Source organism: Moritella sp. Urea-trap-13, from assembly GCF_002836355.1.
In the GTDB taxonomy this organism is placed as follows: Bacteria; Pseudomonadota; Gammaproteobacteria; order Enterobacterales; family Moritellaceae; genus Moritella.
The window spans coordinates 171101-184861 of record NZ_PJCA01000001.1 but is presented as its reverse complement, the minus strand read 5'-3'; the positions used below and the strand labels follow the sequence as shown (position 1 = coordinate 184861).

Here is a 13761-nt window from a genome sequence, read left to right as displayed (position 1 = left end):
CATTCTAACGACTGTTCGAACATCTCGTTTTCATGAAAAAGATTTTATAATTGCTTAAAACGTTGGCAAATAAAATCAATCAGCACTTTTAAACGAGCTGGTTGATAACGATTGCGGTGATAAAGTAGGAACAAGGGGACATCTGGTGAGTGCCATTGTTCTTGAGCTGAGTCTGATATGAATGCTGATGATAAGGTATTGTCGTTAATCTCATCTTCACAATACAATTCCGGCAAGCGGACAATGCCATTGCCATTTTTAGCGGCATTAATGAGTGCTCGGCCACTCTTACAGCTAAAGTTACCTTTAACGTTGACCTCTAACTCATGTATCGGAGCATTATTATGTTGCACTGATTTTTGATGAAAGCGCCAGCGCTTGATACTGCCGGTTAAGCAATTATGTTGCTCGAGATCTTTTGGGTGCTGAATGACCGGATGCTTGGCTAAATAATCAGGACTGGCTAATACTTGCACCTTAATGTCAGTGAGCTTTCTCGCCACTAATCCTGAATCTTCTAATTCCCCCATTCGCACGACTAAATCAAATGCTTCGGAAATTAAATCAACGCGCGGGCTGCTAAAATCTAGCTCCACATCAATATCGGGGTACTGTAAATTAAACGCACTGATAATGTTGGCTAGAATATCTTCACCAATCACGCCACCGACGCAGTTAATGCAGATGCTACCTTGTAACTGTTCTGTATCGTCTTTAGCTGCTATCACGGCTTGGTTGATGGTTTGTAATGAAGTAAGGCATTGCTGAAAAAACTGTTCACCAATCGGAGTTAGACGCTGGGCGCGCGTGGTGCGGATAATCAGTTGTACGCCCAGTTGTTGTTCGAGCTGGGCAAGTTGGCGAGATACATGGGCGCGTGATGACTGTAATATTTCTGCAGCTTTGGTGAAACTGCCTTGCTGTGCAATGGTAACGAAAGCGCGAATGTCGGCAAGAGAAGAACTACTTTGCATTGCTGTGCCTATAGAGATTAAGTTGAGTAAGGATAAGAGTTATTAATCACATTGTAGCTTAAAGCGTAACAGTTATGTTCTTTATTGTGTATATATCAACAATGGTCATTTCTATATACTCTCTTCATCCACTCAGGAGCGCTTAGGTTTAACATTAATAGGCGCGATAAAGTCACTGAGTAGGCAGCTAATCGCTGTCGTTTAGTTTTAACTGTCCTTATCAAAAGTTATCAACATAGAGAGTATATAATGAAAAAATTAGTCGTGATCACAGGTGCAAGTTCAGGTATTGGTGAAGCTACAGCGAAGCGTTTAAGCGCGGCTGGTCATCCATTATTATTAGTAGCTCGTCGAGTTGAAAAATTGGAAGCGCTAGACTTACCAAACTGCTTATGTGAAAAAGTAGACTTAACAGTACATGCCGAATTTCATGCTGCACTTGCTAAAGCTGAAGCATTATACGGCCCTGCAGATTTATTAGTGAATAACGCTGGCATGATGTTATTAGGTCAAATTGATACTCAGCCTGCTGAAGAATTCAAAACCATGTTCGACGTTAATGTCATTGCATTATTAAACGGCATGCAAGCAGTACTTGCGCCAATGAAAGCGCGTAACACGGGTACTATCATTAACATCAGTTCTGTTGCCGGTCGTAAAACATTCGGTGCGCATGCTGCTTACTGTGGTACTAAATTTGCTGTTCACGCAATCACTGAAAACGTACGTGAAGAAGTTGCTATGTCAGACGTACGTGTAATTACGATTGCTCCAGGTGCTGTTGAAACTGAATTGTTGTCACATACAACGTCAGCAGAAATTAAAGCCGGCTATGAAGCTTGGAAAGCCACAATGGGTAATATTCTGGCACCAGATGATGTTGCACGTTCAATTGAATTTGCTTATGCACAGCCACAAGATGTATGTATTCGTGAAATCGTATTAGCAAGCACACGTCAAGAACCTTAGTCTCGTTAGAGTGATGACGACTTATTTGAGTTGTCATCGTTTTAGGTCTCTTCTAGATAGACCAACGCTTTGTTGTTGATGTCCCGGATAATACCCAAACCCTGCAAGCCAAACTCAGTTGGTGTTCTAGCCAGCCTATTCATACCAAAGATCTCTCCCATGATGCCGTCACCGTAAAAATGCCTTTTCTCACAATCCAATATTAGTGCTTTTTGGTTCAACGCTTTTCGCTACAGTCGGGCGTAAACATTATTTAAAACTGATTATTTAATTTAACCTGCCGTACCTTGTAGCTTCAATCGTGCCAAACTACTTATATGGTGATAATTATTCTCCTGTATTGATGATGTTGTTTATCCTGTTATGTGAACTCAGTTACAAAATATAGCCGATACTCATCGGAGGAGTATTCACTGATATGGTCGATAATTTCCTGAAACATATGTTGGAAATGGCTATGTCGTATCTTTATGTCGATTTTAATAAATGTTGGCGAAGCGGAAATCTAAATACTAAGCTAATACCTAGGTTTGCTTTTAAATCAGCGTATTAGATTTGTATTACTAGTGAAGACTCTAGTGGTTACTCAGGTGTATTTTATAGTTTATTAAATGCCATTATAGAATTTAATATGGCTAAAACACTTAAAGTGAATATCCACAAAGTATTATTCATCTAAAATCACACAGTCATGTTAATTTAGTGTTAAATTCGTGACGAGTGTCTAATACTCACTAATGCTTTTGTTAATCAGTTGTTGCTTCATAGATGTTGTATAGAAATTACCTTATGCTTATTTTGTGTTTAGGAATTAGAGAAACAACTCTTTTAAAACGGTGATTTAGCCGACTAAAACCAACATTACAATAATAATAATAGACAAGGAAATTAATATGAAGGTTACAAAAATAGCTTTAATACTAGGTCTAGCATCAACATTACCCAATTTAGTTAATGCTGCTACATTAGAGCAAGTAATGAAAAAAGGCGTACTGAACTGTGGTGTTTCTACAGGGATCCCAGGTTTCTCTGCGACAGATTCAAAAGGCGTTTGGAAAGGTATCGACGTTGATTTTTGTCGTTCAGTTGCAGCAGCAGTTTTAGGTGATGCATCGAAAGTTAAATTTATCCCACTGACTGCAAAAGAGCGTTTTACCGCATTACAAAGTGGTGAGATTGACCTTTTATCTCGAGCTTCAACTTGGACTGCAACGCGTGATACGTCACTGGGTTTAAACTTTGCGGGTGTGAACTATTATGATGGTCAAGGTTTCTTAGTAAACAAAGATCTTGGTGTAACGTCAGCGAAAGAATTAGACGGCGCATCGTTTTGTATTCAAGCCGGTACCACAACCGAACTTAATTTAACTGATTATTTCAAATCGAATAACATGGAATATAAAGCCGTTACGTTTGATACATCAGGTCAAACAATTGATGCCTTCAAAAAAGGTCGTTGTGACGCAGTTACATCTGATGCATCTCAGTTATACGGTTTAAGAATTAAGTTAGATGATCCTAAATCTGCAGTGGTATTACCGGATATCATTTCTAAAGAACCACTCGGCCCTGTAGTTCGTCAAGGTGATGATGAATGGTTTAACGTGGTACGTTGGAGCTTATTTGCGACACTTGAAGCGGAAGAGTTAGGTGTAACAGCAAGTAATGTAGATAAACAATTAAAATCAGCTAATCCATCTGTTAAACGTCTGTTAGGTGTATCTGGTAAAGCCGGTGAAAACTTAGGTCTTAAATCTGATTGGGCATACCAAATTGTTAAGCAAGTTGGTAACTACGAAGAAATGTTTGAAAATAACGTAGGTAAAAACTCACCTCTTAACATTGACCGTGGCCTCAATAATTTATGGAATAAAGGCGGCTTGATGTACGCAATGCCAATTCGATAAATTAATACTACAGTCGCTTCATATTATCAGCTGTTGGTATGTGAAGTGACCTAAGTATATCGGGGGCTTGGCCCCCTTTTTTAAAAGGTTTATTTTGTTATGAATAATTCAAAACTCCCCCCAACCTCCAGCGGTTTATTTAACAGCCCTCAAAATCGTGCGATTATTTTCCAAGTGCTTTCTTTAGTGGTTGTGGTTTTATGCATTTTTTACTTCGTTAACAACATGTTTGATAATGTAGCAAAAAGGGGTATTACTACAGGTTTCTCATTCTTAGGTGAAACAGCTGGTTTTGGTGTCAGCCAAGCGCTTATCCCTTATGATGATACAAGCTCAACGTTTTTAGATGTATTCATTGTTGGTATATTAAATACCATGCTCGTGGGTGTTATTGGTATCGTGCTCGCGTCAATTATTGGCCTATTGGTTGGTGTTGGCCGTTTATCTTCTAATTATTTAATCGCTAAACTGTCACTGGTTTATATTGAAACATTCCGTAATATTCCTATTTTATTGCAAATCTTGTTTTGGTATAACGTGGTGCTTGCTGCGCTACCAAGTCCGCGCCAAAGTATTTCTTATTTTGATTCTGTCTTCATTAATAACCGTGGCTTCATCATGCCAGATCCGATCTTCGAGTCGGGTAGTAGCTTTATTCTTGTTGCGTTCGTACTTGCTTGTATCAGTGTGGTATATCTGGCTAAGTGGGCGAGTAAACGTCATGACTTAACGGGTGAAGAATTTCCATTAATTAGAGTATCGCTGGCAATATTAGTCGTCGCTCCGTTATTGGTGTTCTTTATCACAGGACAACCAATCAGTGCTGAATATCCAGCGCTAAAAGGCTTCAACTTCAAAGGTGGTATCACCATTATTCCGGAATTACTTGCGCTTATTTTCGCGTTAAGTATTTATACCGCGACTTATATTGCTGAAGCTGTGCGTGCGGGGATTGAAGCTGTACCTCCAGGTCAAAAAGAAGCGGCAAAATCATTAGGGTTAAAAGAGCATGTGATTTTGCGTAAAGTCGTTTTACCGCAAGCATTACGCGTGATTATCCCACCAGTTATTAACCAATATCTTAACTTAGTGAAAAATTCATCACTGGCTACAGCAATTGGTTATCCAGAAATTGTCACCTTGTTCTCTGGGACGACACTTAACCAAGTCGGGCAGGCTATTGAGATTATCTTAATGACGATGGCTGTGTATCTTGTTTTCAGTATTGTTATTTCAGTGCTGCTGAATTGGGTTAATGCAAGAATGGAAATTAAAGGAAGATAATATGGCTGTTTATACGATGAAAGAGGCCAAACCAGCACCTTCAACCAGTAAGGGTGTTGTATTCTGGTTACGAGAGAATTTATTTTCCAATATTTCAAATACGCTTTTAACATTGCTTGGTATGTACTTTATTTATACCACGATTCCACCGTTATTAGATTGGATGATCTTTGATGCGACGTGGAGTGGGACTAAAGAAGAAGTGGTAAAAGAAGGCGCGCGCTGGATATTTATTATCGAAAAGTTCGACCAATTTATGTATGGCTTCTACCCTGAAGCCTTGCATTGGCGTCCGAATTTAGTCGCTATTATCAGTATCATTTTTGTATTTTTCATACCGCGCCTGAGTAGTATTAAAATCAAATTTGTCAGTATGCTGTTATACCCAGTTGTGTGCTTTATCTTGATCCGTGGTGGCTTAGGGCTGGAAGTGGTTGGTACTGAAAAATGGGGCGGCTTAATGCTGACTATTTTGGTGGCTGCCGTTGGTATTATCGCATCATTCCCAATTGGTATTTTGTTAGCTCTGGGTCGTCAGTCAGACAATATGCCGATTGTTAAAACCTTATGTGTTGGTTTTATCGAATTTATTCGTGGTGTGCCGCTCATTACTATCTTATTTATGGCGTCGGTAGTACTGCCGTTGTTCTTTAGCGATGGTATTGAGTTTGATAAGTTATTACGTGCGTTAATTGGTATTACCTTATTCCAGGCCGCTTATATCGCCGAAGTGATCCGTGGGGGCTTACAAGCTATCCCGAAGGGTCAATATGAAGCCAGCGAATCATTAGGTTTAAGTTATTGGCAAGGTATGATTTTAATTATTCTGCCACAGGCGTTGAAGATCTCAATTCCGAACTTGGTTGGTTCATTCATCTCGTTATTTAAAGACACGACCTTGGTATTAATCATTGGTTTATTCGATATTCTGGCAATGGTAACACTGACAAACAGTGATACTAGCTGGCTTGGTTTTGAAATCGAAGGTTACGTGTTTGTTACTCTGATCTATTGGGTATTTTGTTTCAGCATGTCGCAATACTCGCGCGTGATAGAACGTCGATACAATACCGATCACTAGCAATTACCGTAAATTTACAGCTTAACACTGACCATTTACGTAAGGTAATTGGTATAAGGAAATATCATGTCAGAACAAGATTATATGATCAGCATGCAAGACGTTAACAAATGGTATGGTGATTTTCACGTACTTAAAGACGTTAACTTAAATATCAAGAAAGGCGAGAAAGTGGTTATTTGTGGCCCGTCTGGCTCAGGTAAATCAACGACGATCCGTTGTCTTAATCACTTGGAAAAATTTCAAGAAGGTAAGATTAACATTAACGGCACTGACTTGATTGAAGATGTTAAAGTTGTACGCCATATCCGCTCACAGGTGGGGATGGTATTCCAACACTTTAACTTGTTTCCGCATCTTTCGGTGTTAGAGAATTTATTGTTGGCACCGACTTGGGTACATAAAAAACCCCGTCATGAAGCCATTAAAACTGCGATGATGTACCTTGAACGCGTAAAAATTGCTGACCAAGCGCATAAGTATCCCAACCAACTTTCGGGTGGACAACAGCAGCGTGTAGCGATTGCCCGTTGTTTGTGTATTAATCCTGAAATCATGTTGTTTGACGAACCTACATCGGCACTGGATCCAGAAATGGTGTCGGAAGTGTTAGATGTGATGGTTGAGCTTGCAGATGAAGGTATCACTATGATCTGTGTAACCCATGAGATGGGTTTTGCTAAGAAGGTGGCAGACCGCGTTATCTTTATGGATGCAGGGCAGATTATTGAAGAAAATGAACCGCATGAGTTCTTTGATAACCCGCAATCAGATCGTTTAAAATTGTTTTTAGAGCAGATTTTATCGCACTAAGCTAATATCAAAGCAAACAGTACAGATTAATAAAGCCTTACTCTAACTCCGTTACTATAATGGGATTGGGGTAAGGCTTTTTTATTACAAGGAGATGAGTATGCTGGAAATGATAGAGATTGAAATTGACAATGCGGTTGCCTTTCAAATGTCGGGTAAAATAACTGAAGATGATATGGCTTTAGTGCTGCGCTTCGCCAAAGAGAAAATTGAGCACTATGGCAGTATTGTCCTGCTGGAAAAGATTGATTCGTTTAGCGGTGTTGAGTTTGCGGCGATAATCGAAGAGTTTAAATATTTGTTTGATGTCGGCATTAGCAATATAGACAAGGTCGCAATTCTCACGGATAAAAAGTGGATAGAGCATATTGTTAATATCGAAGATAAAATATTTAAAAGTATTGATATGCAGTGCTTTTCTTTAGAAGAACAAGAGCAAGCAGTTGAGTTTCTTAAAAACGCATAATTCAGTACAATGTATCAAGCGTTTTCAAGGAATATAATATGACAACTAATGACCTAACGTTTAACCCTGACTATCGTGACGATGCGCCTAAAATGGCTGATATTGAAACGTGGACTGGTTATGCCATTTTAGAGTTTGGCGCACCTTGGTGCGGGCACTGTCAGGCTGCTGAATCTGTTGTTAAAGATGTAGTGGCGGAGCACCCGCAATTACCACATATTAAAATAGCCGATGGTCGAGGAAAAAAGCTAGGACGGATATTTAAAGTTAAGTTATGGCCGACGTTGGTATTGCTAAAAGATGGACAGGAAGTATCGCGAATTGTCAGACCGACCGGTATTACAGAGGTGCGAGATTTATTAGCTGGTATATAATAAAAAACCAGCAATCGTTAGCGACTGCTGGTTTATAGGGGGATAAGCCTTGCATGTGGGGACTAGCGCAAATTTTATCTTATTGCTTTGGTTACAATTTATTATTTAAAGTTAAGCGTTAACTGTATCAGCTGGTGATGGTGTACGAATTAAATGATCAAAAGCACTTAAGCTGGCTTTTGAACCTTCTCCCATCGCAATGATGATTTGCTTGTAAGGTACAGTTGTTACGTCACCAGCAGCAAATATACCTGCCACAGATGTTTCACCTTTAGCATTCACTTCAATCTCACCACGTGGTGATAACGCCACGCCACTGCCTTTTAAGAAATCACTGTTAGGCATCAAGCCAATTTGTACAAAGATACCTGCAAGTTCGATCTGTTTTGCATCACCTGTGGCACGGTCAATATAATTAAGCGCTGTGACACGGGTTCCGTCACCAATCACTTCAGTGGTTCGGACTTGCTTAATGATGGTAATATTAGCAATACTGTTGGCCTTATTAACCAATACTTGATCGGCACGTAAGGTATCTGCAAATTCGAGAACCGTCACATGTTCAACCAAACCAGCTAAGTCGATAGCAGCTTCGATACCGGAATTACCGCCACCGATCACGGCTACTTTTTTGCCTTTAAACAATGGGCCATCACAATGTGGGCAGTAAGCGACGCCTTTGTTACGATATTCTTGTTCGCCTGGTACATTCATTTCTCTCCAGCGTGCGCCGGTTGATAAGATCACGCTGCGGCTTTTTAATGTCGCGCCACTGTCGAGTTCAACATGAATATAACCATCAGCGTTTTTTTCTGCGCTGACAATACCACGAGCTCTTTGCTCATTCATGATATCGACGTTGTATTCTTTGACGTGTTCTTCAAGGGCTGCAGCAAGCTTAGGACCTTGGGTCTCTTTTACCGAAATAAAGTTTTCGATAGCCATGGTATCCATGACTTGGCCACCAAAACGCTCGGCTACCACACCAGTGCGGATACCTTTACGTGCCGCATAAATTGCAGCGGATGCGCCAGCTGGACCACCACCGACGACGAGCACTTCGTATGGTTCTTTTTCGTTTAATGCCTGCGCTTGTTTTTTTGTTGCGCCAGTATCGACTTTGGCTAAAATCTCAGTTAATGAAATTCGACCTTGGGTGAACACTTCACCGTTTAGGTAAACACTTGGTACGGCCATGATGTTACGTTCAGCGACTTCATCTTGGAATGCAGCGCCATCAATCATGGTGGTTTTAATATTTGGATTCGTTGCTGCCATCATATTTAATGCCTGCACAACATCCGGACAGTTTTGGCAGCTTAATGAAATGAATACTTCGAAGTTCATTTCGCCTTCAAGATTAGCCATTTGTTCAATGACGTCTGCGCCTAGCTTCATTGGGTGACCACCACTGTGCAGTAGCGCTAATATCAATGAGGTAAATTCATGACCCATAGGTAAACCCGCAAAACCAACTGCTGTTTTTTTGATTGGGTTAACCACTTGCATGATAGGTTTACGTGCACTCGCATTTTGGTCTTCAATAACGCTTACTTTACTGCTCAATGACGCGATGTCGTTGGCTAAAGTATGTAATTTTTGTGCTGTCTCACTGTCATCAAGGCTAAGCACGAGTTGTACTTCAGTCTTTAAATTTTCTAAATAGGCTTTTAACTGGGTTTTCATATTTTGGTCTAACATGGTGACACCTTCTATTCTGCTTATGGCTATATGAGATACGTTTATGGAAAACGCTATTAGCAATTTGGTTAATTTAAAAATCTATTTTCTATTTTCTATTTTCTATTTTTGTTTCTTTGTTTCTTTGTTTTTATTTTTAGAGCGTTGGCGAAAATGTATTTTTAAATGACCTCAGTAATCGTTAACTGATACTGAGGTCGACTTTGTTACTTTAAACAATCAATCTTTAAAGTTGCCTTTAAATTAGATTTTACCAACTAGGTCTAATGAAGGAGCAAGTGTTGCTTCGCCTTCTTTCCATTTAGCTGGGCAAACTTCACCTGGGTGAGCTGCTACATATTGCGCGGCTTTAACTTTACGCATTAAGTCTTCAGCGTCACGGCCAATACCTTCAGCAGTGATTTCCATTGCTTGGATAACACCTTGTGGGTCAACTAGGAAAGTTGCACGATCTGCAAGGCCTTGACCTGCACGCATAACATTGAAGTTGTTTGTGATGTTGCCGGATTGGTCGCCTACCATGAAGTAGTTGATTTTGCCGATAGTGTCTGAACTGTCGTGCCATGCTTTGTGAGTGAAGTGAGTGTCAGTTGATACTGAGAAAACTTCAACGCCACGTTTTTGTAGTTCTTCGTAATGGTCTGCAACATCACCTAGTTCAGTAGGGCAAACAAATGTGAAGTCAGCAGGGTAGAAGAAGAATACTGCCCATTTACCCTGTACGTCTTGTTCTGAAATTTCTACGAATTCGCCTTGTTTGAAAGCCGTTGCGTTAAATGGTTTAATTTGAGTGTTGATCATGTTGTTATCCTATTAATTAGTTAATTAGTTAATTAGTTAATTGTGTGATGGGACTCTTGCTGCAATCTTGCTGCGAATCCATGAGAAGGATTATGGGGGAATCGATTTCATAGGTAAAGGTGATTGAATCTATGAAAACGATTGATTAAAGCTATCATTGTTTTGGAGCTTATTAATGGACATGGTATGATTTAACTTAAAGCAGAATCGCGCCAAATTTAGTAACTCAGGAACAACCGTGATATGAGCATGGCATTAGCAAAAACAGAATTAGTAACAAGTGGGTCAGTAACAATCGAACTGGCAAAAATAGAACATTTAAACGCTTTCAAATCCTATGTCGACGAATGTGTCGATGACGGTATTATCCTCTATGAGTTTATCCTTAGTCATTACGAGCGCTATCTTAGCAAACGCATTGCATATGCTAAAGGTGAGCAATTACCGAGAGGTTGGACGCCGATCCGCACTTATTTTTGTATCGAAGATGGGGTTATTCTTGGCTCAATACGAGTGAGGCAGGGCTGTGGTGACTATATCGAGAACGTTATTGGTCATATTGGTTATGAAACCAGACCCTCAGCGCGAGGTAAAGGTGTAGCGAGGTTGATGTTGTCTCATATTCAAAAGGCGGTACTGACTGATGACGTTATCATCAGTTGCGACCCGACTAATATTGCTTCACGTAAGGTGATCGAAAGTTGTGAGGCGCGATTTCTTAATGAATACTACTATGCAGCAGAAGAGCAACAAGTACGCAGATATCAATTATCTCCAGGGGCATAAATAAGGCGTTTTATGCTGTTGTAATTTAATCAGAAATTGATATTCTGGATACACAAGTTAATAACATAGATGTATGTAATAGGCGTTATTATTACCCTTGTCTATTGATTCATATTAAAAAGGAATTTTATGAATATCAAACAAGCCTCACTAGAAGAGTTAAACGACCTCGTTAGTTTATTTGATCAATATATGGTGTTTTATAAGCAGCCATCAGCACCACAAAAGTACCGACCGTATTTAGGTGAGCGTTTACTTAATAACGATGCTACCGTGTTTATCGCTTATAACAAAGCCGGTGACCCGATGGGTTTTGTACTTAACTACCATTCGTTTTCATCTGTGTCGTTGGGAAAAATAATGGTATTAAACGATTTATTTATAGCGCCTGAATATCGCCGACAAGGGCTGGCTAATGAATTGATTCATCGGGTAGTGAGGGAGGCTCGCAATACCGGTGCTATTCGGGTTGATCTCAATACAGCCCAAGATAACTTCTCGGCGCAAGCCTTGTATGAAAAGTTGGGCTTTGTAAAAGACACCTCGTATTTTTCCTATAATTTGGCGGTCAAATAACAGCTAAATTATTGATAGAAAGTTATTCATACCAGCTATTAATAACGGATCCCAGCGCGTTGATAGATGAAGCCTAACAACCAAGCTGGGCCGACTAATAAAAACTGCAGATCCTCAAAGAACGAGGGTTTCGCCCCTTCAATTTTATGGCCGATAAACTGAAATACCCAAGCAATCGCAAATAATACCGAACTCAACAGCCACAAGGGTATAGCTAAGTACAGCGTCAGCATATGGCTCGCTACTAGACATAATCCGGTAAACAGTAGCATGCCCAATAAGATACGCTTTGATAAGGTGTAATAGAAATACATCGCCGGTAGCATGGTTAATGTTGCCCAATTTATCCAAGGTGATGCGCCCATCCAATCCATTTTGGGGATAGACCATAGCAAACCGACGATGGTAAAAAAGATGATGGGTACCATGATCCAATGGATGAGTTTATTGGTTTTGTTTTGATGGCTAACCCCATATTCATCAAACCATTGTTGTACTGTTCTTGATTGACGTGACATATTTTGCTTCCTTGCGTTGTCTTAGATTCACTGAATGATAATGTATATGGCGATTGCGTGAATAGGCTAGCATGGTGAACAAAATAAAATTGTTATCGAGATTTTATTTTTGATATTTAAGGTAATTTATGCTGTGGTTTATTGAAATGAATAGTTCATTGTTAAGTCGAACCCAAGTGCAATGAGGCACTTGGGCTTACTGGATGTAAATTTGAGGCCGCGTTAGTGGTTATTTAACCAATACTGTCTCTAACACATCAAATAGATCATCAATTTCGCTGGTGGTATTGTAGTGCATAAAGCCAATACGAATGACGCCACCTTTATCTAAAATACCGAGCTGTTTGCACAAGCCGATTGCATAGAAATGACCGTTCCAGACACACATATTGTGTTGACCAAGTAGGCCAGATACATCTTCTGGTGAAGCGTGTTCGATACGGATAGAGAAGGTTGGCGTACGCTCAGCTAATCTGTCCATGTCACTAATACCGTACAAGGTCACATTGCTGTACTGCGCTAGCTTGGCAAGGAAGTGTTGGCTCAGTTGTTGCTCATGTGTTTGATATAATTTGAAGCTTTGCACCAGTCTTTCACGTAGTGGCAGCGTTTGGTCACCTGCATGGGCAAGGTATTCAACTGCCGCAGTAAACCCAGCTAATGCTTCAAAACTTTGAGTACCGGTTTCAAAACGACCGGGGCCTTGGTTTGTTGCTGGCTCTACCTTGTACGGTGATATGCTATGTAACCATTGTGGTGCTACATACGCGATACCGACATGTGGGCCAAAGAACTTATACGCTGAGCACGCTAAGAAGTCACAACCCAATGTCTGCACATCTACCAGCTTGTGTGGCGCGTAATGAACTGCATCAATATAAACCTTAGCGCCGACGGCATGTGCGGCTGCAATAATTGGTTTAACATCTACCAAAGAACCTGTGGTGTTCGACGCAAATGTTAAAGCAACTAGTTTTGTTTTAGCTGAAATCAGTGAGATTAAGTGCTCGCTATCGAGTGTGCAATCGTCTTCATTCACACGGGCTTGGTGTACTACCGCGCCTTTATCATCCGCGGCTTGCTGCCATGTTGAAACATTTGAATAATGGTCAAGCGAAGTCACAATAACTTCATCGCCCGCTTGCCAATCACGGCTGATGGCACGGCTTAATTGGAACGTCAGTGAGGTCATGTTGGCGCCAAAAACGATGTTATCTGGCGACTCGGTATTTAACAGTGCTTGGCCTGCTAGGCGAGCGTTACGCATGACATCAACGGTCTTTTCACTTGAGAAAAAGCGGCCGCCAAGGTTGGAGTTATATTTACCTAAGTAGGCAGTCATGGTATCGAGTACTGACTGTGGAACTTGTGAGCCACCAGGACCATCAAAAAAATACACTGGCTCGCCATTTACTTTTTGCTGTAGTGCTGGAAACGCTTGGCGGATTGACTCAATACATAAGTTCATCGGTTATTCCTTTAATAAAATCATGATCACGTTTACAACTTTT

14 protein-coding genes are annotated in these 13761 nt (G+C 40.4%); 9 read left to right on the top strand and 5 right to left on the bottom strand.

Annotated features, from left to right (window positions below; all coding sequences use genetic code 11):
- Nucleotides 1–44: 44 nt before the first annotated feature.
- The gene (locus tag CXF93_RS00765; RefSeq protein WP_101060415.1) at nucleotides 45–974 is read right to left on the bottom strand and encodes a LysR family transcriptional regulator; all 930 of its coding nucleotides are present in this window, start codon (nucleotides 972–974) and stop codon (nucleotides 45–47) included.
- Nucleotides 975–1223: 249 nt separating this feature from the next.
- On the opposite strand from CXF93_RS00765, the gene CXF93_RS00760 reads away from it, so the two are divergent.
- The 7 genes from CXF93_RS00760 (at nucleotide 1224) to CXF93_RS00725 (ending at nucleotide 7868) form a co-directional block, all read left to right on the top strand.
- Nucleotides 1224–1943, top strand: coding sequence for an SDR family oxidoreductase (locus CXF93_RS00760; RefSeq protein WP_101060414.1), 720 nt, complete (start codon nucleotides 1224–1226; stop codon nucleotides 1941–1943).
- Nucleotides 1944–2836: 893 nt separating this feature from the next.
- Complete coding sequence (locus CXF93_RS00750) at nucleotides 2837–3850, top strand: amino acid ABC transporter substrate-binding protein (RefSeq protein WP_019441941.1); 1014 nt, start codon at nucleotides 2837–2839, stop codon at nucleotides 3848–3850.
- A 99-nt stretch (nucleotides 3851–3949) separates the two neighbouring features.
- Nucleotides 3950–5134, top strand: coding sequence for an amino acid ABC transporter permease (locus tag CXF93_RS00745; RefSeq protein WP_101060413.1), 1185 nt, complete (start codon nucleotides 3950–3952; stop codon nucleotides 5132–5134).
- A gap of 1 nt (nucleotide 5135) precedes the next feature.
- Nucleotides 5136–6215, top strand: a complete 1080-nt coding sequence (locus CXF93_RS00740) for an amino acid ABC transporter permease (protein ID WP_101060412.1) — start codon at nucleotides 5136–5138, stop codon at nucleotides 6213–6215.
- Between the two features lie 66 nt (nucleotides 6216–6281).
- Nucleotides 6282–7028 carry an amino acid ABC transporter ATP-binding protein gene (locus tag CXF93_RS00735; protein ID WP_017220927.1) on the top strand — a complete coding sequence of 249 codons (747 nt, stop codon included), beginning with the start codon at nucleotides 6282–6284 and terminating at the stop codon, nucleotides 7026–7028.
- 100 nt (nucleotides 7029–7128) lie between these two features.
- Entirely contained in the window at nucleotides 7129–7494 is a 366-nt protein-coding gene (locus CXF93_RS00730) for an STAS/SEC14 domain-containing protein (protein ID WP_101060411.1), read from the top strand.
- A 38-nt stretch (nucleotides 7495–7532) separates the two neighbouring features.
- On the top strand, nucleotides 7533–7868 hold the full coding sequence (locus CXF93_RS00725; RefSeq protein WP_101060410.1) for a thioredoxin family protein: 336 nt from the start codon (nucleotides 7533–7535) through the stop codon (nucleotides 7866–7868).
- 111 nt (nucleotides 7869–7979) lie between these two features.
- On the opposite strand, the gene ahpF is transcribed toward CXF93_RS00725, so the two are convergent.
- Both ahpF and ahpC read right to left on the bottom strand, forming a co-directional pair.
- A complete protein-coding gene (ahpF, locus tag CXF93_RS00720) occupies nucleotides 7980–9569 on the bottom strand; it encodes an alkyl hydroperoxide reductase subunit F (RefSeq protein WP_101060409.1) in 1590 nt (529 codons plus the stop codon).
- Between the two features lie 243 nt (nucleotides 9570–9812).
- Nucleotides 9813–10370: an alkyl hydroperoxide reductase subunit C gene (ahpC, locus tag CXF93_RS00715; protein ID WP_101060408.1), complete on the bottom strand. Its 558-nt coding sequence runs from the start codon at nucleotides 10368–10370 to the stop codon at nucleotides 9813–9815.
- Nucleotides 10371–10613: 243 nt separating this feature from the next.
- Between ahpC and CXF93_RS00710 the strand changes: the two genes are divergently transcribed.
- Both CXF93_RS00710 and CXF93_RS00705 read left to right on the top strand, forming a co-directional pair.
- Nucleotides 10614–11156 carry a GNAT family N-acetyltransferase gene (locus CXF93_RS00710; RefSeq protein WP_232784044.1) on the top strand — a complete coding sequence of 181 codons (543 nt, stop codon included), beginning with the start codon at nucleotides 10614–10616 and terminating at the stop codon, nucleotides 11154–11156.
- A gap of 129 nt (nucleotides 11157–11285) precedes the next feature.
- Complete coding sequence (locus CXF93_RS00705; RefSeq protein ID WP_101060406.1) at nucleotides 11286–11732, top strand: N-acetyltransferase; 447 nt, start codon at nucleotides 11286–11288, stop codon at nucleotides 11730–11732.
- Nucleotides 11733–11770: 38 nt separating this feature from the next.
- On the opposite strand, the gene CXF93_RS00700 is transcribed toward CXF93_RS00705, so the two are convergent.
- Together CXF93_RS00700 and CXF93_RS00695 are read right to left on the bottom strand one after the other, a co-directional pair.
- Nucleotides 11771–12250 (bottom strand): DUF962 domain-containing protein, encoded by a 480-nt coding sequence (locus tag CXF93_RS00700; protein ID WP_101060404.1) that lies wholly within the window; start codon nucleotides 12248–12250, stop codon nucleotides 11771–11773.
- A gap of 229 nt (nucleotides 12251–12479) precedes the next feature.
- The gene (locus CXF93_RS00695; RefSeq protein ID WP_101060401.1) at nucleotides 12480–13718 is read right to left on the bottom strand and encodes a cysteine desulfurase-like protein; all 1239 of its coding nucleotides are present in this window, start codon (nucleotides 13716–13718) and stop codon (nucleotides 12480–12482) included.
- Nucleotides 13719–13761 lie beyond the last annotated feature (43 nt).

Bases quoted from the DNA above. Each gene is read 5' to 3' on its own strand.
- CXF93_RS00765 (WP_101060415.1), bottom strand. From the start codon at position 974: ATGCAAAGTAGTTCTTCTCTTGCCGACATTCGCGCTTTCGTTACCATT.
- CXF93_RS00760 (WP_101060414.1), top strand. From the start codon at position 1,224: ATGAAAAAATTAGTCGTGATCACAGGTGCAAGTTCAGGTATTGGTGAA.
- CXF93_RS00750 (WP_019441941.1), top strand. From the start codon at position 2,837: ATGAAGGTTACAAAAATAGCTTTAATACTAGGTCTAGCATCAACATTA.
- CXF93_RS00745 (WP_101060413.1), top strand. From the start codon at position 3,950: ATGAATAATTCAAAACTCCCCCCAACCTCCAGCGGTTTATTTAACAGC.
- CXF93_RS00740 (WP_101060412.1), top strand. From the start codon at position 5,136: ATGGCTGTTTATACGATGAAAGAGGCCAAACCAGCACCTTCAACCAGT.
- CXF93_RS00735 (WP_017220927.1), top strand. From the start codon at position 6,282: ATGTCAGAACAAGATTATATGATCAGCATGCAAGACGTTAACAAATGG.
- CXF93_RS00730 (WP_101060411.1), top strand. From the start codon at position 7,129: ATGCTGGAAATGATAGAGATTGAAATTGACAATGCGGTTGCCTTTCAA.
- CXF93_RS00725 (WP_101060410.1), top strand. From the start codon at position 7,533: ATGACAACTAATGACCTAACGTTTAACCCTGACTATCGTGACGATGCG.
- ahpF (WP_101060409.1), bottom strand. From the start codon at position 9,569: ATGTTAGACCAAAATATGAAAACCCAGTTAAAAGCCTATTTAGAAAAT.
- ahpC (WP_101060408.1), bottom strand. From the start codon at position 10,370: ATGATCAACACTCAAATTAAACCATTTAACGCAACGGCTTTCAAACAA.
- CXF93_RS00710 (WP_232784044.1), top strand. From the start codon at position 10,614: ATGAGCATGGCATTAGCAAAAACAGAATTAGTAACAAGTGGGTCAGTA.
- CXF93_RS00705 (WP_101060406.1), top strand. From the start codon at position 11,286: ATGAATATCAAACAAGCCTCACTAGAAGAGTTAAACGACCTCGTTAGT.
- CXF93_RS00700 (WP_101060404.1), bottom strand. From the start codon at position 12,250: ATGTCACGTCAATCAAGAACAGTACAACAATGGTTTGATGAATATGGG.
- CXF93_RS00695 (WP_101060401.1), bottom strand. From the start codon at position 13,718: ATGAACTTATGTATTGAGTCAATCCGCCAAGCGTTTCCAGCACTACAG.